Below are 18,267 nucleotides of genomic sequence, written 5' to 3'. Positions count from 1 at the left end.
CGGCATTAATCCCCTGCGCTGAATACCCCCCGAACTTCGTAATGCCTCCGGCCAGATACATGCATAACCTGCCTGAATGTCCGGAGGATTATGGTTTGCAGCACGCGCTTAATGCCCGCAGGCAGAATTCCGCCACCACGCCGGCCATCTGGTCGATATCGAGCGGCTCCGCCGATACTGCGGAAATGCGGGTATGGCTGGCGGTTACCGTGGCCAGGCCATGCGCGGCGATCCAGACCGCGAAGGCCAGTTGCTCTTCGGTGAGGTGCGTGGGCGCGCTGCCGTCCAGGCACGCTGTTACCGCTTCGCGGACGCGCGAGAACGAATCGCCGGCGGCCTGCGTCAGCTCGGGATACTCGGTGCGGCGCTCGACGCCGGGGCCGAACATCAGGTGGAAGCGCGCCGGATACGTGTGCGCAAATTCGGCATAGCCCACCAGCAGCCCGCGCAGGCGGTCGGCCGGCGTGGTGTTCGGCAGCCGGGCAGCGCGTTCGCTCTTGAAGTGCTTGAGTTCGCGGAACGCCTGCGCGGCGATTGCCGCGAGCAGCCCGTTGCGGTCCTGAAAATGGTGCGATGGCGCGCCGGGCGACACCCCCGCCAGCCTGGCTGCCGTGCGCATGCTCATCGCGGCAACGCCTTCGGTATCGATCAGATGCAGGCCCCAGGCGATCAGCGACGCGCGCAAATCGCCATGGTGCCACTGCCCCTCGGGCTTGGTGGCCGCGCCGCTGGGCGCCTTGCGGGGCCGGGGCGGGCTGGCCGCCGTGGAATCCTGTGTCATGCCGGGCTGCTGCCGTGGATCAAGGGCCTCCATGCTACCGTGGCTGCCGCGACCACTGGATTACAGGGTTACCGGGCTGTCCAGCGTGGCGTCGGCCTCCGGTGCCGTCGCCGGGCGCCGCCGCAGCGCGGCCTTCACCACGCCGTACTGCACGCAGAACAGCACGCCCTTGGACACGGCCGGATAGATCGCGATAAAGGCGGGCCACGACGCCGGATGCCAGATCGCCACGAACGCGTTCAGCACGGCAGACACCAGCATCAGCACCGCCCAGGCATAGCCGAAAAATGTCATCTCGGGCTGTACGCGCGGCGCGATGGCCGGCGGCACGTAGCGGTTCATCCAGCCGCCGCGCAGCATCACCACGCCGATCACCAGAAACAGGATGCTCGGCTTGGCCATCACGAAGCGCGGATCGGACGTGACCCATGTGGCGATCGACGACACCACGACCGACGCCAGGCTGATCCACTGCAACACCGCCACGCGGCGCCGATGAACGATTTCCCGGCCAACCACGGCCAGTGCCACGACCAGCCCCGCCAGCGTGGCGATGCGGATGTCCACGTTCAGCGCCATGAGCACGGCAAAGACCAGCACGCCCATCGTATCGAGAATGACGGGCCACGCCACCCGCAGGATCCGGCTCATGCGCTCGCTCCTTCTACCCAGTTCCCATGGAAGCCAAATGGCACGCGCTGCGGCAATTCCACGGTAGCGACCGGGCCCGCCTCGACGTTCAGGGCATCGAGCACCAGCAGTTCACTGGTATTCGATGCCGCCCGCCACACCACGGCCAGCAGCCAGCCGTCGCCCTCGGCACGGCCACGCGCGGCGAATACCGGCTCGGAGGTGGCGTCGCCCGGGGGCAGCCACAGCGTGGCCTGCGCGCCGGTTTGGGCATCGACATGCACGATGCCGTTGCGCTCTTCCCGGTCCGACTGTCCCTGTCCGGCGTCTTCCCCCGGTACCGAGGCCGCAAACCACCCATGCCGATGCCGGCGGCCGGCCAGACGGTCGTCGATACGCGGAAATTCGCCCGGAATGTCGCACAGGCGCTGGCTGGTGAAACTGTCGCGGCCATCGGCCAGGTCAAAGGTCCAGCGGGTCAGATACGCCAGCTGGCGCGACCGGTCGCCCGGCGAACCGTCAGGGCGCGGAAACAGCGGCGCCTCGTCGTAGACCATGACATCGGCATGGATCGAATCGCCCTCTTCCCATGCGTTCAGCGCGTGGAACACGTAGCACGGCGGCCCCTGGAACCAGCGCACTGCCGCCGAAGGCGCGTCGCGCCGCATGATGCCGATCATCGACGGCCGGTCTGCCTCGAAGGCATACGGCGGCAGCCCCTTCTCCAGGCGCTCGCGGCTGCCGGTCAGCGGCAGCACAGGAAACAGCAGGTGGCGCGTGGTCATCATGAAGTCGTGCACCATGCTGCAGTACGGCGTTTCGAACTTCAGATGGCGGGTGAGCCGGGCATCGGGGCCGATAGTGCCGGTCGTCATGGCGGCGGTCAGCGGGCCATCGGCGTTGTAGCCGAAGAAGAACATTTCCCCGGTCAGCGGATCGATCTTGGGATGCGCCGTGAACGGGCCCTGCAGCGGGCCATAGTCGGCATAGCCCAGCGTTTCCAGCGTGTCCGGGGTCATCCGCGTGGGTCGGTGCGCCTCTTCCAGCGCCAGCAGCCGCTGGCCGTGCCACACGATATTGGTGTTCGCCACGCCCCGGTCGTCGCCTGCCCACTCTGGCGCATCGGGCAGCTTGCCCGCGAAGGCCCGGAACAGTGCCCGGCCCGCCCGATCCTCGTCGCGCCATTTCGGTGTGCGGACCCAGCGGTTGCGATAGGCGGCAGCACCGTCCGCCAGCGCGATGGCGTGGATCATGCCATCGCCGCCAAACCAGTGGGTCGCGGCACTCGGGAAACGCGGATTCGGACCATTCCGATACAAGGTACCGGTCAGATCCCGGGGCAGCGCGCCACGCACCTTCAGCCCGGCTGCCTCGATTTCGTTTGCCACCGGCGCGTAGTTTCCGTTTGTCCAGATGCTGTCCGGCGCTGGCTGGGCCTGCTTGTCATGTGCCTCGTCAGGCACTGTCTGCTGCGCTGTCTCCACGCTGCCTCCCCGTTCAAACTAATCACTGTTCAGTTTGCGTATTCAAGGCGCCGCCGCAGGGGAAGTCAAGGAAATCTGGCTTGGGGATTTCGCCTATGCGCCCGCGCGCCCATCCACGAAGACGAGCCGCCGGAAGTTTTCATCAACGCCCAGAAAACGTTCATGGCGATGGACACACGGCTGGCCGGGGCCGCCGCGTATAGTGGAAAACGCCGTTTCCGGCCCGACCGCAAAAGGAGTCCACCCCATGGCCATCGCCCGTCCTTTCGAGCTTTCCACCATCGTCACCACCCTGCGCCGCGCGGCCTGGCTGACCGTGCCGGCCGCGCTGGCGGCGGTATCCGGCATCGCCAACGCCCAGCTGGGCGACATGCTGAAGTCGTCGCCGCTGGGCGGCAGTTCGGGGTCCAGCCAGGGTACGGCCGGCGCGCTGGGCAACCTTGGCGGCCTGGCCAGCATCTCGTCGCTGACGTCCAGTTCGGCCGGCAATGCGGCCGGCGTCATCGAGTTCTGCATGAAGAACAACTACCTGAACGCCGACGCCGCCACATCGGCCGTCAAGGACAAGCTGCTGGGTTCGGTGTCGGGTGGTACCTCGGACACGGGCTACAGCGACGGCTCGCGCGGCATCCTGTCCACCGGCGGCGGCAAGCATATGGACCTGAGCGCCAGCGGCCTGAAGGCAGAAGTCACCAAGCAGGTTTGCGACAAGATACTGGCGCAGGGCAAGTCGATGCTCTGAGCGCCGCGCGTATGCGTGGGTTGCGGCCTATGCCGCGTCCGGGTCCGGCGAGTTGATGACGACTGTCGGCACCACCGACTGCGCCACCACCTTCGATACCACGGATCCGGTCAGGGCCGCCTTGAGCGGCCCCACGCCCTTGGCACCTACCACCAGCAGGTCGGCGTTCTGTTCCGCGGCAAAGCCCACGATGGATGCCACGGCATCGCCGCGCAGCCAGTGCTCGTGAATGGCATCGGTATGGCCATCCAGGATGCGGTGCGCGGCTTCGAATGCCTGGCGCGCCTGCTCGCGGTTTTCCTGCTCGAAATCGACCGTGCCAAACCCGGTGCGCCCTAGCACCGGCGATACATGTATCAGATGGACGATGCGCGGCGCGGCCAGCGCGCCGGTGGAGGCCACCCAGGAGGTGGCAGTGTGGCTATGGGCGGACCCATCGATTGCCAGCACAACTACGGTCATCGGACGCTCCTTTCCAGAATGGATCGAACTGTCGCGAGCATACTGCAAGAACCGTCGGCCATGCGCTCACACGGGCGCACCCGGCGGCCCTGGCAGCCTGCCGCGCGGTTGCCTACCATGTCATCACCGCCTTGCGATCCCTGCAATCTTCCGGGCCATTTCATGCCGACCGACGCCAATCCGACCACCGCTTCCCTGCCCCGCCGGCTCCAGCTGCCGCTGCACACCACGTTGCGCAATGGACAGCCGGTGGTGCTGCGCAAGATCCGGGAAGACGACAAGGCGGGCATTCTCGAAGCGTTCTCGCAGCTGTCCGACGATTCGCGCTACACGCGCTTCATGGCTGCCATGCGCGACTTGCCCGAGGCGCTGCTCGACGATGTGGTTCACCCGGTGCCCGGGCAGGACTGCACGCTGGCCGCCGTGGCCGGCAACGCCGAAAGCGGGCATCTGGTTGGCGGCGCGCGGTTCGTGGCGCTACCGGGCCGCGATGCCTGCGAGTTTGCCGTGACCGTGCTCGACGGCTGGCAGTCCACCGGCCTGGGCAGCCTGCTTATGCAGACACTGATCGAGGTTGCGCGGGCCGCCGGGTTCGGCACGATGGAAGGCTACGTGCTGTCGGCCAATCGCGGCATGCGTGGGCTGGCGCACCGTCTTGGCTTTGCCGATACGATATGTCCCGACGACGCCACGCTGCGCGTGGTCACGCTTGACCTGCGCCATACGCGATCCGCCTGACAAGTCAAATCGTTATCGGTCACCTCCGCGTGCGCAAACGCACGGATGCACGGTTGGCCCCCCCGTAACGTCAGCCTCAAAGAGCCGCAGCGGCAACATCGCCAGCTGCCCGCAGTCGCCCAGGGCGACTGGTGACACCGGAGAGGCATTCATGGCATTGATCGACGCATCGGCGGAAACGACGCTGCAGACACAAGTCTGCGTGGTCGGTTCCGGCCCGGCCGGTATTGCCTGCGCGCTGGAACTGGCGCGGCGACGGATCGACGTGATCCTGGTGGAGGCAGGAGGCACCGGCCACCTGCCAGAGGCGCAAGCGATGTGCGATGCCGAGATTGTCGATCCCCGACGCCACGCGCCGATGCACGACGCCGTGCGGCGCGCACTGGGCGGAACGTCGTGGCTCTGGGGTGGGCGCTGCCTGCCGTTCGACCCGATCGACTTCGAGCCGCGCGCCCACGTGCCGGATGCCGTCTGGCCGGTTTCCTACGCGGAGATCGCGCCGTGGTACCGCATAGCGTGCGAATACGCCAACTGTGGCCGCCCGTCGTTCACGCTTGCCGAACTTGAGGCCCCGTCGGCCCGCCAGCCATTTACCAACACGTTCCAACCAGGCGCCATCATCGCCAGCGACCTGGAGCGCTGGAGCGGCGAACCCAATTTTGCGCGCCGCTATGCCGATGCGCTGCGCACCAGCCCGCATGTGCGGCTGCTGCTGGATGCCACGTGCGTTGGCATCGACCTGATGCCCGACAGCGAGCAGATCCGCAGCGTGGCCGTGGTCACGGGCCTGTGCGGCGACACCCGCCTGCGCATTCGTGCCGATCGTTATGTGCTGGCCTGCGGCGGGCTGGAATCCACGCGACTGCTGCTCAATGCCAACCTCCAGCACGACGACCGGCTAGGCAACCGGAGCGGGATGCTGGGGTGCCACTACATGGGCCATGTGTCCGGCAAGATCGCCAGCGTGCGCCTGCATGCCGACCCGGCCCGTACGATCTGGCATTTCGAGCGCGATGCCCAGGGCTTCTATGCCCGGCGCCGCCTGACCGTGCCGGCCGAGATGCAGCACCGCCATGCCCTGCTCAATACCGCGATGTGGCTGGACAATCCGCCCCTGGCCGATCCCGGGCACGGCAACGGCGTGCTGTCGATGGCCTACCTGGCGTTGCGCACGCCCGGCCTGAGCCGCCTGCTGGCGGCGCCGGCCATCGCAAAGCTCACCACGGCGGGCGGATCCCCTGACGCGCTGACTGCCCATCTGCGCAACGTCGCCCGCGCCTTGCCGAAGATTGCAGCATTCGTACCGCCGTTTGCCTACCGCCGCTATCTGGCGCGCCCGCGGCTCCCTGGCTTCATGCTGCAGAGCCCCACCAACCTGTATGCGCTGCACTATCACGCCGAACAGCTGCCGCACCGGGCCAGCCGCGTCACGCTGGCCGACAGCGCGGATCGCCACGGCATGCGGCGGCTCAAGGTGGATTTGCGGTTTCAGCGTGCCGATGCCGAATCGGTGGTGCGCGGCCACGCCTTGCTGGACCAGCACCTGCGCAACACGGGCGCAGGCCAGCTGGACTACTGGATGCCGGCGTCAGAGCGGGTAGACGCCGTACTGGCGATTGCTGGCGACGGCTTCCACCAGATCGGCACCGCCCGCATGGCCGACAACTGGCGCCGGGGCGTGGTGAACGGGGATTGTCGCGTGTTTGGCACCCGAAACCTGTATGTCGCCAGCAGCGCGGTGTTTCCGACGTCAAGCCAGGCCAATCCAACGTTGACCATCCTGGCGCTGGCGGCACGGCTTGCCCATCATCTCGCGATCCAGTTCGAAAACAGCCAACCGGGGCGCGGCCTGACCGGCGACGATGGGCGCCTGGCTGATGCCACCTCCGGCAACGCCGACTTGCCGATGGCCGCACGCACGGCCGGCGGAGCGATATCGTAAGGCGGCCCGGCTCACTCCCGATTGCCCGGCCTTCGCTGCGGGCCTGCTTCGCGCCGGGTTCGTGCCTGGTTCTCGCTTGTTCCGCGCGTTTAATCCACGTTTATTCCGCGCCCGACAGCACGGCCTTCTGCGTGGCAAGCTTCGCACCCATGGCTTCGGCCAGCGCGTGCAGGCCCGACATCGGCCGCACCATGACTTCGAATTCCTCGATCTTGCCGGCATCGTCAAAGCGAAGCATGTCGATGCCCTTCAGGGCCTTGCCATCGACCTCGGCACTGAATTCCAGCACCGCGCTCTTGCCGTCGTCCGTGGCAAACATGCGGTGATAGGTGAAGTTGCGGAACACCGTGTTCACCGTCTTCAGCACAAGCTTGATGGCGGCACGGCCCGGATATGCCGTATGCGCCACGGGCGAGCGAAACACGATCCGGTCCGACAGCAGCGGGTCAAGCTCTTCCATGGCATTGCGTGCCAGCAGCGTGTGCCAGGCTGCCAGCGTCTGCTGCGCGGCGGGGGTCAGGCCTTGAACGTCCATGCGGGTCTCCTTGGGATGGGGTGGTGCAACCTGTGTCGGTGCTTCCTGAGCTTGATTTATGCAACTGGTTGCATAGAGACGCATGCTAACGCGTGCCCGGGCAAAATGCCAGCGCAAAACCGCACTGACCTTGGGCCATGCACACACTGCATTCCGAGCCTGAAGTTGCCCTCAAAATGCTAGAAATACAAAATCAGACAAACGCCTACAGCGTCTGCGTGTGCCTCACTCTAAGCTTCATCGCAGGACCTGACCCGTCCTGTTTAACCTCCCCCTGCAAACCCGCCTGATTTGCGTCAGGTGGGTTCTTTTTTTGGCCTCGTGCAAATGTTTCAAATGTGCGATTTCGCATATTGCGGAATCCCGCATTCGGCAAGCATCGGCAGATAGTCAAAAAAGACCGAGGAGACGTTCGTCATGCCAGATTCGCCGCAAGTCCTTCACCAGGCAAGCAGGTTCGGCAGCATCCGCACTCCGCCGGGCCAGCAGTGCCCGATCTCGCCCAGTTCGGTGCGCAGCGGCACGCCGGTGATGCGCTACCAGGAACACTCCTGCACGGTGGACGGCGCGGCCTGGACGATGGTCTGGGATTGCACGCGAAGCACGTTCGACTGGTATTACGAATTCGACGAGGTGGTGATCATTCTGGAAGGCAGCGTGAGGGTGACCGACTGCCATGGCAACACGCATACGCTCAACGTGGGCGATGCCGGCTACTTCCCGTGTGGGACGACCTGGTTCTGGGAGGTGGACAGCTACGTGCGCAAGGTGGCCTTCTGCCACAACACGATTCCGCGCGGTCTGCGCCTGCCCGTGCGGATCACGCGCCGGCTGGCGCGCGAAATTCAGGGTCGCGCCCGGAAGCTGCCGCCACTCGGGCACCAGCTGGCCAGTTGGCTGCAGCGCGTGGCAAGGATCGGCCGCACGACGGCCAGCGTGATGCTGTTCGGGATGCCACTCTAGCGGTGGGGCCGCACTCTACCTGACCGGCTGTCCCGCCCCGGCCCCCGCCGCGTCCAGCGCCTGCAGGATCGCGTATGCAGCCTGCACGCGCGCCGGGATCGGCAGGTTGCGATTCGCCAGCATCACCACGCCGATCCGCCGTCCAGGCACGAATGCCACATAGGCGCCAAAACCATTGGTCGAGCCGGTCTTGTTGATCAGCACCTCGGCCGGCGCCGGCTGCGGCGGCTCGATACGCTGCACGGCCTGGGCATCGCGGACCATGCGGGCATCGTTGCCCGCCTGCAGCACGTCCAGCGCCACCGGCCAGCCGTAGCGTTCCCACCCCAGCCCCTGCGTCATGCCGCCCACCCGGAAGTACCCGGCATGCGTGGCCGCCAGCGCCTGGCGCAGCGCCGGGTCGGACACGGCCTGCCCGTCGATATTCAGTTCGACATAGCGGATCATGTCGGTGGCGGTGGTCTTGATACCGTAGGCCTGGCCGTCGAACACGCCCGCCGATGCACGCACGGGCTTGTCGTCCTTGTAGCCCCACGCGTAGTGGGCCATCTGGGCGCGTGGCACCTCGATCCAGGAATGGCTCAGGCCGAGTTTCGGGATCAGTTGTCGCGCCATTGCGCTTTCAAACGAGGTATCCAGCGCCTGGGCGGCCGCCAGGCCAAACAGTCCGATGCTGACGTTCGAGTAGCGCCGCTGCGTGCCCGGCGCGGCGTCGGGCTGCCAGCTGCGCAGCCATTCGATCATCTGCGGCATGGAATTGACGGCGTCCGGCACCTGCAGCGGCAAGCCCCCGGCCGTATAGGTGCCCAGTTCCAGCAGGCTGATCCGGTCGAACGCGCTGCCGGCAAGCGTTGGCAGGTAGCGGGTGGCCTTGTCATCGAGCGAGAGCGCGCCGCGCGCCTGCGCCCAGGCGGCCAGCGTGGCCGTAAATGTCTTGCTGACCGACCCGATCTCGAACAGCGTGTCGTCGGTCACGGGCTGGCTGCCCTGCCGCGATGCCAAGCCGTAGTTGAACACCTGGTGCCGCCCGCCGGCGGTGACTGCCACGGCCATGCCCGGCACCTTGTACTGGGCCATCACGGGCCGCACCGCTGCGTCGACGGCCTGGCGAATCGCGTCGGTACCGGCTGCGGGTGCGGCCAGTGTGGCCGGTGCCAATACGGCAATCGTCAACGCGAACAGCCCGGAACGTACCGGACGACGGGGCGCAGGGCGGCGAAGCGTGGGGGCGGCGGTGGGATTCATCGGCAAACCGGAGGGCTGGGTCCAAGGCAAGGATCGCATTGTAGCTGCGGCGACAGCCCTCGCCGAGGGGGGACCGCCCTGCCCGTTTCGGCCTTTTCTGGCCTGCAGCGGCCTACAATGGCGGCTTCGCCGTCCTGATAGGTTTACTGCCATGCAGCCCGGTGCTTCGCTGAACCTGCTTGAAATCGTCGGCCTGCTGGTAGGTGGGCTGGCCCTGTTCCTGTATGGGCTGGACTGCATGACCGGCGGCCTCAAGGCGATTGCCGGGGCGCGGCTGCAGTCGCTGCTGGGCACGCTGACGGCCAGCCGCTGGCGCGGCGTGCTGGCCGGGGCGGGCATCACCGCGCTGCTCAATTCGTCCACCATCACCACGGTCCTGCTGGTGGGCTTTGTCTCGGCGGGGCTGATGACGCTGGCCCAGTCCGTTCCGGTCATCATGGGCGCCAATATCGGCTCCACGCTGACGGCCCAGATCATCGCCTTCAATATTTCCGCGATCACGCCGTTCCTGCTGGCGCTGGGCTTCCTGCTGCATGGCTTCGCGAAGCGGGAACTGCTGCGCCAGCTGGGCGGCGTGCTGCTGGGCCTGGGGCTGCTGTTCCTGGGCATCGAGTTCATGGGCAATGCCACCCGGCCGCTGCGCAACTTCGAGCCGTTTATCGCGGCCATGCAGGACATGCGCAATCCGCTGCTGGGCATCGTGATCGGCGCCATTTTCACGGCCATCGTGCAGAGTTCGGCCGCCACGCTGGCCATCGTGATCGCGCTGGGCAGCCAGGGGCTGATTCCGCTTGAGTCGGGCATCGCGCTGATCCTGGGCGCCAATGTCGGTACCTGCGGCACGGCGCTGCTGGCGGCCATCGGCAAGAATGCCGAAGCCACGCAGGTGGGCATCGTCCACCTGCTGTTCAATGTGCTGGGCGTGCTGTTCTTTGCGTTCATCATTCCGCAGTTCGCGGACTTCGTGCGGCTGGTGTCGCCCAGCGCGCCGGAGCTGACCGGCGCCGCGCGGCTGGCCGCCGAAACGCCGCGCCAGGCCGCCAACGCCCATACCATCTTCAGCGTGGTCAGTACGGCCATCCTGATCTGGTTCACCGGGCCCATCGGCCGGCTGGCCCGGCGGATCGCGCCGGCCACCCGCAGGACGCTGCACGACCCGGGCGCGCCGCGCTACCTCGACGACACCCTGCTCGACATGCCCGCGCTGGGCATTGCCCGCGTTCAGCTGGAACTGACCAGCCTGGGCCGGCAGGTACAGGCGCTGGTGGAACGCGGCGCCGATATTGCCGTACGCGGCACGGCGCAGGACGTGGTGGCAATCGCCGGGCAGGACCAGGCCGCCGAGTCGCTGAGTACGGCGGTTCTTGGCTATATCGGGCAGTTGTCGGACGGCAACGACAGCGAGGACGAAAGTCACCAGATGGTGGATTTGACGCGCATCGCTGCCACGCTCGATGCCATTCGCGAAGTGGCTACCACGAGCATGCTGGCGCTGAGCCAGCGCCGCCTGTCGCAAGGGGCCGATGCCGACCGCCTGGACCGCCTGCGCAGCCCCGCCACCATGGCCTTCGCCAAGGCTGTCATCGCGCAGCTGGAGAGCGCGGTGAATACGGTGACACACCCCGATATCGACGCCGTGGCCCGCATCGTGGCGGCCAAGCCCGCACTGGAAGCCATGGCCGCCACCGCGCGGCAGGGCATCATGGCGGAACTGCATCTGCGCAGCCCCGATGACGTGGCGAACTTCCGGCTCGCCAACGACATGATCGAACATCTGAACGAGATCGCGCGGCTGTCGCGCGCCATCGCCAAGGCAACCGCATCGCTGCGCGATGTGCGCCTGGACGATGCCGGCACCGTGCCGTCCACCACCAGGGAGACCCCATGAAACCCCGTATCTCGGTGCTGACCCTGGGCGTTACCGACCTCGAACGCGCGGTGCGCTTTTATCGCGACGGGCTAGGCCTGGCGACGCCGGGTATCATCGGCAAGGAATTCGAACACGGTGCCGTGGCGTTCTTCGACCTGCAGGCTGGCCTGAAACTGGCGCTCTGGGCGCGCGACAACCTGGCCTGGGACACCGGCCTGCCCGCCAGCGCGCCCTGCCCCACGGGTTTTTCGATTGGTCACAACGTGACGAGCAAGGACGAGGTGGACCAGGTGATGGCGCAGGTTGCCCGCGCGGGCGGCACCATCGTCAAGCCGGCCCAGGACACGTTCTATGGCGGCTATGCCGGTTACTTCCAGGATCCCGACGGCAACCTCTGGGAAGCGGTGTGGAATCCGTCGATCCTGCCTGCCGACTGATCCAGGCTACGCCGCCTGCTGGCAGAAACAGAGACGGTTGCCGAACGGGTCCTTGACCTGTAGCTGGCGGCCCCAACCCGCGTCTTCCACGCCGGGCTTCGCATATCGGTACTGGCGCTGGGTCAGTTCGCGGTGAAGTGCGTCCACGTCATCGACCGGCACGAAGATGGCTGACCCCGGCGTGGCGTCTCCATAGTGCTCGCTCAGATGCAGCGTCAGCCCGGATCGCGAGACCTGGGCATAGAGCGGGAAGTCGTCGCCAAACCGGTGCTCCCAGTCCAGCGTGAAGCCAAGGAAGTCGAGATAGAACTCTTTCGCCTTGTCGACGGAGAAGATGCGCAGGATCGGTATGGCTGGCGACAGCTGCATGGGGGCTTCCTGGTTTGTCGGCAAATCGGCATTTTGCCATCAGGCAGCGGCTTTGACATGCTTTTTGAGTCACTTTTACATCGGATGCCATGGCCTTCCTGGGGCTTTTACTTTGATTTATAGAAATCCTATAATTATTGGGATTTCATAATTCGGACTAAACCTGCCATGAGCTACGTCTACAAGCGCCCGGAGCTTGCCCGCCAGATGGCGCGCCAGTTGCTGCATCCCAGCGTTCTGGACGAAGGGCTACGTTCCGGCTTGTTCCTGTCCGGTCTGCGGCGCATCGGCAAGACCACGTTCCTGCTTAATGACCTGATCCCCGCGCTCGAAGACCTTGGTGCGATCGTGATCTATGTGGACCTGTGGAGCGATCCCCAGCGCAGCCCGGCTTCTCTGATCCGCGATGCGATCCGTGAAAAGCTGTCAGAACTGGAATCGCTGCCGGCCACCGCCGTGCGCAAGCTCCGCCGGCTGGCCGGTGCCGACATCGGCGCGCTCGGTTTCAAGTTCGGGTTCAAGCTCGACACGCTGGGCGAACCCGGCGGCGCCACGCTGGCGCAGGCGCTGGGCGAGGTGGTGGACCAGGGCCGCACCGACGTCGTGCTGATCGTCGACGAGGTGCAGCACGCGATCACGTCGGAGGAAGGCAACCAGATGCTGCTGGCGCTAAAGGCCGCCCGTGACGCCATCAACCCCCGGCCCAACACGCTCGGACACTTCCTGTTTGTTGGCACGGGCTCGCACCGCGCCCTGGTTGGCGAACTGACGGCACGCCGCAACCAGGCATTCACGGGTGCCACATCGGTCGCCTATCCGGTGCTGGACAAGGAATACGTGGCCTACCTGCTGGAGCGGCTGTCCGCCGAAGGCTTTACCGCCCAGCCTTCGCTGGACGTGGCCGTCAAGGCGTTCCAGACGCTGGGCCACCGGCCGGAGGAGATGATCAAGGCGCTGCGCCAGCTGCATTTCCACCTGCCGCCCGGCAGCAACCCCGACGAGCACCTGCCCGTGATTGCCAATACGCTGCGCTCGACGGCAGCCGATATCGAACTGATGAAGCTGGAACAGCTCGGTGGGCTGGCTACGGCCATCTTTGACCGGATTGCCTCGGCCGAAGGCGACGCGCGCGGCCTGTTCTCGGCCGATGCGGCGGCAGCCTACTCGAAGGCCATCGGCCGCGAGGTCAAGGTCGACGAGGCGCAACCGGTGGTCAACGAACTGATGGCCACCAACCTGATCATGCGCAAGGGCCACGGTCTCTACGGCATTACCGACCCGTTCGTGCAGGAAATGTGGCGCGAACGCAAGGCCATCGAAGGCAAGCTCTGACGGCGCCGAAAAGGTATTTCGCAAGAAATTTGGCCAAACCTGTCACAACCGCGTTTCGCCACGCGTCTTATGGGCAAACGGATGCGAATGGCGCGTCCGTCTTCCTGAATCCGACGAAATGGAGAACCGCATGTCCGCACGCCTCAACTTCTTCCCCCTTGCCCAGACCAGCCAGAAGGCCCTGATTGCGCTGTCGCAATCGTGCAAGAAGAGTTCGCTCGGCGAACGCCTGGTCGAAATGGTCCAGTTGCGCGTGTCGCAGCTCAACGGCTGCGGTCTCTGCATCGACATGCACTGGCGCGACCTGATCAGGCAGGGTGTGGACCCGCGCCATCTGAACGCCATCGCCGGCTGGCGCGAGGCGCCGTTCTTCGACGCCCGCGAACGTGCCGCGCTGGGCTGGGCCGAAGCGATGAACGCCCTGCCGCACCGTGACGACACCGACCGCGCCTACCCGGCGCTGCGCGAGCACTTCAGCGAGGAAGAGATTGCGCAGCTCTGCTACACCGTGGCCGCCATCCGTGCCTGGAACGTGATGAATCTGAGCCTGCACAACCAGATCCCGCTGAACCCGCCGCCGGGGATGTAAATCGCACTTTACTGAGTTTTCTCCCCCTCTCCTGTTTATGGGAAAGGGGGTTGGGGAGACGGCCAGCGGTTCAAGTAGCGAAAGGTCGCATGCAGAGTCTCCAACCCCTCTCCCCCGCCCCCCTCCCCGCGATGCGGGAGAGAGCGAGAAAACAGTCCTCAAGCCACCGCCGCCCGCTGTCGCGCCACCTCGGCCTGCGGCGCGCTGGCGTTGTCCGTGTGCAGCGTGAAATCGAATCGGATCATCGCAAACGGCTTGTCCGCGCCCGCCACCTGCATGGCGGTCGGGTCGTCGACGCGCGTCACCGGCGGCACCAGGCCGTCGCGCGTGGCAAACGCGAAGTCATCCCACAGGAACGGGTCGCCGTCGATATTGATCTGCGTGGTCAATTTACGATGTCCCGGAGCCGACACGAAGAAATGGATGTGTGCCGGGCGAGTGCCATGGCGATCCAGCTGCTTGAGCAGGCGGTCGGTGCTGCCGCCCGGCGGCACGCTGTAGCCCACCGGCATGATGCTGCGGAAACGATAGCAGCCGTCAGCGTCGGTCACGATGCTGCGGCGCAGGTTGAACGCACTCTGCGTCGGGTCAAAGTACGAATAGTTGCCCAGCGAATTGGCGTGCCAGACCTCTACCACGGCATTCGGCAGCGGCTGGCCACCCGCGTCCCGGACCTGTCCTTCCATCACCAGCACCTCGCCTTCGTCGGTACCGTCGTCGAGCCGTGCCTCGCCCTGCGCCACTGGTGCGCCGGCCACGTAGAGCGGCCCCTCGATGGTCCGCGGCGTGCCGCCGTCGATGCCGGCGCGCGCCTCGGCCTCGTCCATGCGCAGGTCCAGGAAGTGGTCGAAGCCCAGCCCCGGCGCGATCAGTCCAAGCTCGCCGGCGCGGCCGGCTTCGGCCAGGAAGTTCAGGCCCGACCAGAATTCCTCGGGCTGCACGTCCAGGTCTTCGATCATGTAGAACAGGTCGCGCACCATGCGGTGGACGATGGCCGCGATGCGCGGGTTGGCGTGCTGGCCCGTGGTTTCCTCGATACGGTTGAGCACGGCGTCGATCTGGATCTTGTCCATGGTTGTCTCCTTGGTGGATCGTTTTTAGGGGTTTGGTCTTGGTCTGATCGTTACAGCGAACGGAACAGCGGACTGCGGGTGGCCTGGCTGGCATCGGCCGCCGACAGGAACTTCTCGGTAAAGATGTCCTTCTCGAACAGCCGGCCCTGCATCAGCGTGGCGATGCAGGACTCGATCATCGGCGGCGGTCCGCACAGGTAGGCGCGCCAGCCTCGGAAGTCGTGCCCGAAGTGGCTTGACGCCACGTCATGCACGTAGCCGCGTTCGCCATCCCATGCGCTGCCCTGCGGTTCGGCCGACAGCACCGGCACATAGGTGAAGTGTTCGTACTGCGCCGCCAGCGCCTCGAAGGCCTCGCGGTAATACAGCTCGTCGGCGGTACGGGCGCCGTGTACCAGCACGATCTGGCGGGTATCGCCCGAGGCCAGCAGGTCCAGCACCATCGAGCGCGGGCTCGACAACCCCGAGCCACCGGCCATGAACACCAGCGGACGCGGATCGCTCTTGCGCACGAAGAAGCGCCCAAGCGGCCCCGACAGCTGCAACCGCTCGCCCACCGCCAGTTTTTCGTGGATATACGTTGTCGCGCTGCCACCCGGCACCAGCCGGACATTCAGTTCGATCTCGTCCGACGACGGCGCCGACGCAATCGAGAAGGCGCGTGGCGCGGCCTCGTTGCCGACCCACAGGTTCACGTACTGGCCCGGCTGGAAGCGCAGCGCCTCGGCGCCCTCCACCCGCACGAACACCCCCTTGATGGTCGGCGTCAGCGCCTCGATGCGCGTGACTTCGGCCGTAAAGTCCATCAGCGGCAGACACTGATGGTCGGGATCGGGCTCGATATCGGCCTCGATGGTCATGTCGGACAGCGGCGTGGCGCAGCAAGCCAGGCATTTCGCTTCCTCGCGCTCGAAATCCATCAGCGCGAATGGCGACGCCTCGCCGTGGTCGATCTCGCCGTCCAGCGTCTGCACCTTGCAGGTGCCGCACAGGCCGTGTCCGCACGCGTGCGGCAGCCATACGCCGGCGCGCAGGCAGGCGTCCAGCAAGGTCTGGCCTTCGTCGACGTCGATGGTCTGGCCCAGCGGCTCGATGGTCAGTTGGTAGCTCATGGCAACCTCCGCTTAGTTGAATGACCCGCCGATACCGGCAAGCCCCGGCGTGCGCAGCCGCAGCAGCGACTTGTGGCCCAGGCCGTTGTCCGTCAGGCTGGCCTGCGCGTCCGGCGTGAACGGGGCGTCGCCGCGCAGCCATTCCACGCGCGCCCAGTCGATGGCCGCGCCTTCGGGGTGGGCCCCCAGCAACGGCACCAGCACGTTGTCGACCAGCGCGCCGAACGGCATGTCGGGCGGCAGCGGCAGCGTGAACGGGCTGCAGAACAGCCGATGCTGGTCCCACCCGAAATACACCAGCTGGTTGCCGTGAAAGTTCTCCACGCGGTCGCGAACCTCGCCCGTATAACCGGGCGCCAATGCGATGACTGGCATGATCTGTCTCCTTCTGCTTCTGTCTGTGCTGACGTTGCTTACTCGTGGCCGGTCCAGCGCTGCCAGTTCGCCCGGTCCTGCGAATCGGCATAGTCGCCACGGTCTTCGGGCTTCAGGTGGTACCAGTCCAGCACCTCGGGCAGCGTGGGGCCGCCGCAGTTGCCCTGGAAAATCTGGTGTACGGGCAGCCACGACTGCACGTATTTCTCGGGCTCGCCCAGGAACACGTCCCGGCAGCCGTCCGAGCAGAAGTGGTAGTGCTCGCCGTCGTGTTCGGCGTGGCGATAGCAGACCTGGGTGGGGTCGTCAGGCTCGGTGAACGCCATCGGAATCTGGCAGATCTGGCACAGCATCGGCAGGCCGGGGTTGGTCCAGCGCTGGCCTGCGTCGTGCTGCTGCTTCCAGTAGTCGAAACGCGGCCGGTAATGCTGGTCGAAGCTGTCGGGGTACTTCTGCGCCAGCCAGTCCAGTTCGTTCGGCTCGGGTACCCAGGTGTGGATGGCCGCCGCGTGGTTGAAGTTGTAGAAGATGCCCCACGCGATATGCGACAGGTGGTCTTTCTCCTTCGCGGCCTGCTCGTGGTACTTGGGCATGCGGATGCCGTAGCGCGCCAGGTCCTTGAACAGCGCGCCGCCGTTTTGCTCGAAATAGATCTCCCAGGCCTCCTTCCAGCTCATCACGCGCTTTGGGCACATGTAGTCCATCATCATCGCCACCAGCGTCAGCAGCCGGTAGCCGCGCCAGAACCACTTATCGATCCACTTCTGGATGATGGGCAGGTTGGCCGGGTCCTGTTCGAGCATGAACTTGACCACTTCCAGACCCAGCGTCATATGGCGCGACTCGTCGGACTGGGCCGAGAACCCGAACGTCACCGTCGCCATGTCGCCGTTGTAGGCAGCGCCCGACATGAACGGCATGAACAGCAGGTTGGTCAGCACATATTCGAACGAGAACGAGATGGCGGTGATGAACTCGAACGGTCCCGCCGTCATGGCGTCTTCGAAATACGACTTGGGCACCGACAGATACCAGAGCCGGTCATGCAGGTGGCGCCAGTCGGAAAAGCCGTTGAAGAACTTGTTGTAGTGGCTGATCGTGTGGATCTGGGTCTGGCAATGGCGCAGTTCGTCGATCGACTGCATCTGGCAGGCCACGCGGGCGCCCACGCCGCGCAGGCTGCGTCCGGCCATGGCAAAACCGCGATGCGCCGCATATTCCAGCGGCGACACGCCGGTCAGGAACAGCTTCAGCGCGTTGACGTAGCGGGCGTCGCTGACGTTGAGCTGGCCGTTGTTCTGCTGGAAGGCGTCGATGATCGCGTAGAGCTTGCGCTCCTTTTCCGACTGGAACTTCCAGTAGGCGTCCATCGTCAGGCGGAACGGGTCTTCCCAGCCGTTCCAGTCGTGGATCACGATGCCTTCGAACTTGTCGTGCGGAAAGACCTTGTCCATGGGCTGGTAGGTGGTGTCCCAGCCCAGGTCGCGGGTCAGCACGGTGTACTTGTCCTTGAGCGACAGCTTGGGCCGGGTGGCTTCCCGGGCGGCCATGGCGGTGGCGGTTGCGGTGGTCATTGCCTGTCTCCTGT

19 protein-coding genes are annotated in these 18,267 nt (G+C 65.8%); 8 read left to right on the top strand and 11 right to left on the bottom strand.

The window, feature by feature from the left end; all coding sequences use genetic code 11:
• Positions 1–88: 88 nt before the first annotated feature.
• Genes ACOABP_RS17390 through ACOABP_RS17380 form a run of 3 tightly spaced genes read right to left on the bottom strand, consistent with a single transcriptional unit; the run spans position 89 to position 2,895 of the window.
• Complete coding sequence (locus tag ACOABP_RS17390; RefSeq protein ID WP_474226411.1) at positions 89–781, bottom strand: TetR/AcrR family transcriptional regulator; 693 nt, start codon at positions 779–781, stop codon at positions 89–91.
• A 60-nt stretch (positions 782–841) separates the two neighbouring features.
• Positions 842–1,432 (bottom strand): septation protein IspZ, encoded by a 591-nt coding sequence (locus ACOABP_RS17385; RefSeq protein WP_474226409.1) that lies wholly within the window; start codon positions 1,430–1,432, stop codon positions 842–844.
• Positions 1,429–2,895, bottom strand: coding sequence for a carotenoid oxygenase family protein (locus tag ACOABP_RS17380; protein WP_474226408.1), 1,467 nt, complete (start codon positions 2,893–2,895; stop codon positions 1,429–1,431). Before ACOABP_RS17380 ends, ACOABP_RS17385 begins: the two co-directional genes overlap by 4 nt.
• Before the next feature lie 247 nt (positions 2,896–3,142).
• Here ACOABP_RS17380 and ACOABP_RS17375 point away from each other — a divergent pair, with 247 nt between their 5' ends.
• Entirely contained in the window at positions 3,143–3,637 is a 495-nt protein-coding gene (locus ACOABP_RS17375; protein ID WP_474226406.1) for a DUF2501 domain-containing protein, read from the top strand.
• A 27-nt stretch (positions 3,638–3,664) separates the two neighbouring features.
• Here the strand turns inward: ACOABP_RS17375 and ACOABP_RS17370 are convergent, their stop codons facing one another.
• Positions 3,665–4,099: a universal stress protein gene (locus tag ACOABP_RS17370; RefSeq protein ID WP_474226405.1), complete on the bottom strand. Its 435-nt coding sequence runs from the start codon at positions 4,097–4,099 to the stop codon at positions 3,665–3,667.
• Positions 4,100–4,261: 162 nt separating this feature from the next.
• On the opposite strand from ACOABP_RS17370, the gene ACOABP_RS17365 reads away from it, so the two are divergent.
• Together ACOABP_RS17365 and ACOABP_RS17360 are read left to right on the top strand one after the other, a co-directional pair.
• Complete coding sequence (locus ACOABP_RS17365) at positions 4,262–4,837, top strand: N-acetyltransferase family protein (protein WP_474226404.1); 576 nt, start codon at positions 4,262–4,264, stop codon at positions 4,835–4,837.
• A 151-nt stretch (positions 4,838–4,988) separates the two neighbouring features.
• Positions 4,989–6,779, top strand: coding sequence for an FAD-dependent oxidoreductase (locus ACOABP_RS17360; RefSeq protein ID WP_474226403.1), 1,791 nt, complete (start codon positions 4,989–4,991; stop codon positions 6,777–6,779).
• Positions 6,780–6,879: 100 nt separating this feature from the next.
• On the opposite strand, the gene ACOABP_RS17355 is transcribed toward ACOABP_RS17360, so the two are convergent.
• Positions 6,880–7,314, bottom strand: a complete 435-nt coding sequence (locus ACOABP_RS17355) for a nuclear transport factor 2 family protein (protein WP_474226402.1) — start codon at positions 7,312–7,314, stop codon at positions 6,880–6,882.
• Positions 7,315–7,731: 417 nt separating this feature from the next.
• Between ACOABP_RS17355 and ACOABP_RS17350 the strand changes: the two genes are divergently transcribed.
• Positions 7,732–8,277, top strand: a complete 546-nt coding sequence (locus ACOABP_RS17350; RefSeq protein ID WP_474226401.1) for a cupin domain-containing protein — start codon at positions 7,732–7,734, stop codon at positions 8,275–8,277.
• 15 nt (positions 8,278–8,292) lie between these two features.
• Here the strand turns inward: ACOABP_RS17350 and ampC are convergent, their stop codons facing one another.
• A complete protein-coding gene (gene ampC / locus ACOABP_RS17345) occupies positions 8,293–9,522 on the bottom strand; it encodes a class C beta-lactamase (RefSeq protein ID WP_474226400.1) in 1,230 nt (409 codons plus the stop codon).
• Between the two features lie 151 nt (positions 9,523–9,673).
• On the opposite strand from ampC, the gene ACOABP_RS17340 reads away from it, so the two are divergent.
• On the top strand, positions 9,674–11,410 hold the full coding sequence (locus ACOABP_RS17340) for a Na/Pi cotransporter family protein (RefSeq protein ID WP_474226398.1): 1,737 nt from the start codon (positions 9,674–9,676) through the stop codon (positions 11,408–11,410).
• Positions 11,407–11,829, top strand: coding sequence for a VOC family protein (locus ACOABP_RS17335; protein ID WP_474226396.1), 423 nt, complete (start codon positions 11,407–11,409; stop codon positions 11,827–11,829). Before ACOABP_RS17340 ends, ACOABP_RS17335 begins: the two co-directional genes overlap by 4 nt.
• Before the next feature lie 6 nt (positions 11,830–11,835).
• Here the strand turns inward: ACOABP_RS17335 and ACOABP_RS17330 are convergent, their stop codons facing one another.
• Complete coding sequence (locus ACOABP_RS17330; RefSeq protein WP_474226394.1) at positions 11,836–12,198, bottom strand: glyoxalase superfamily protein; 363 nt, start codon at positions 12,196–12,198, stop codon at positions 11,836–11,838.
• Positions 12,199–12,366: 168 nt separating this feature from the next.
• Between ACOABP_RS17330 and ACOABP_RS17325 the strand changes: the two genes are divergently transcribed.
• Together ACOABP_RS17325 and ACOABP_RS17320 are read left to right on the top strand one after the other, a co-directional pair.
• On the top strand, positions 12,367–13,530 hold the full coding sequence (locus ACOABP_RS17325) for an AAA family ATPase (protein WP_474226392.1): 1,164 nt from the start codon (positions 12,367–12,369) through the stop codon (positions 13,528–13,530).
• A 130-nt stretch (positions 13,531–13,660) separates the two neighbouring features.
• On the top strand, positions 13,661–14,119 hold the full coding sequence (locus ACOABP_RS17320) for a carboxymuconolactone decarboxylase family protein (RefSeq protein WP_474226390.1): 459 nt from the start codon (positions 13,661–13,663) through the stop codon (positions 14,117–14,119).
• A 158-nt stretch (positions 14,120–14,277) separates the two neighbouring features.
• Here ACOABP_RS17320 and catA read toward each other — a convergent pair whose 3' ends face one another.
• The 4 genes from catA to ACOABP_RS17300 are packed head-to-tail and all read right to left on the bottom strand — an operon-like array spanning position 14,278 to position 18,253.
• Complete coding sequence (gene catA, locus ACOABP_RS17315) at positions 14,278–15,192, bottom strand: catechol 1,2-dioxygenase (RefSeq protein ID WP_474226389.1); 915 nt, start codon at positions 15,190–15,192, stop codon at positions 14,278–14,280.
• 50 nt (positions 15,193–15,242) lie between these two features.
• Entirely contained in the window at positions 15,243–16,304 is a 1,062-nt protein-coding gene (locus ACOABP_RS17310) for a 2Fe-2S iron-sulfur cluster-binding protein (protein WP_474226387.1), read from the bottom strand.
• 12 nt (positions 16,305–16,316) lie between these two features.
• On the bottom strand, positions 16,317–16,679 hold the full coding sequence (locus ACOABP_RS17305; RefSeq protein WP_066737852.1) for a phenol hydroxylase subunit P4: 363 nt from the start codon (positions 16,677–16,679) through the stop codon (positions 16,317–16,319).
• Positions 16,680–16,717: 38 nt separating this feature from the next.
• On the bottom strand, positions 16,718–18,253 hold the full coding sequence (locus ACOABP_RS17300; protein ID WP_474226385.1) for an aromatic/alkene/methane monooxygenase hydroxylase/oxygenase subunit alpha: 1,536 nt from the start codon (positions 18,251–18,253) through the stop codon (positions 16,718–16,720).
• Between the last annotated feature and the right edge of the window lie 14 nt (positions 18,254–18,267).

It is taken from the genome of Cupriavidus sp. HE11 (assembly GCF_056097175.1).
The sequence above is the reverse complement of the archived record's forward strand: the minus strand, read 5'-3'. Positions and strand labels throughout refer to the sequence as shown.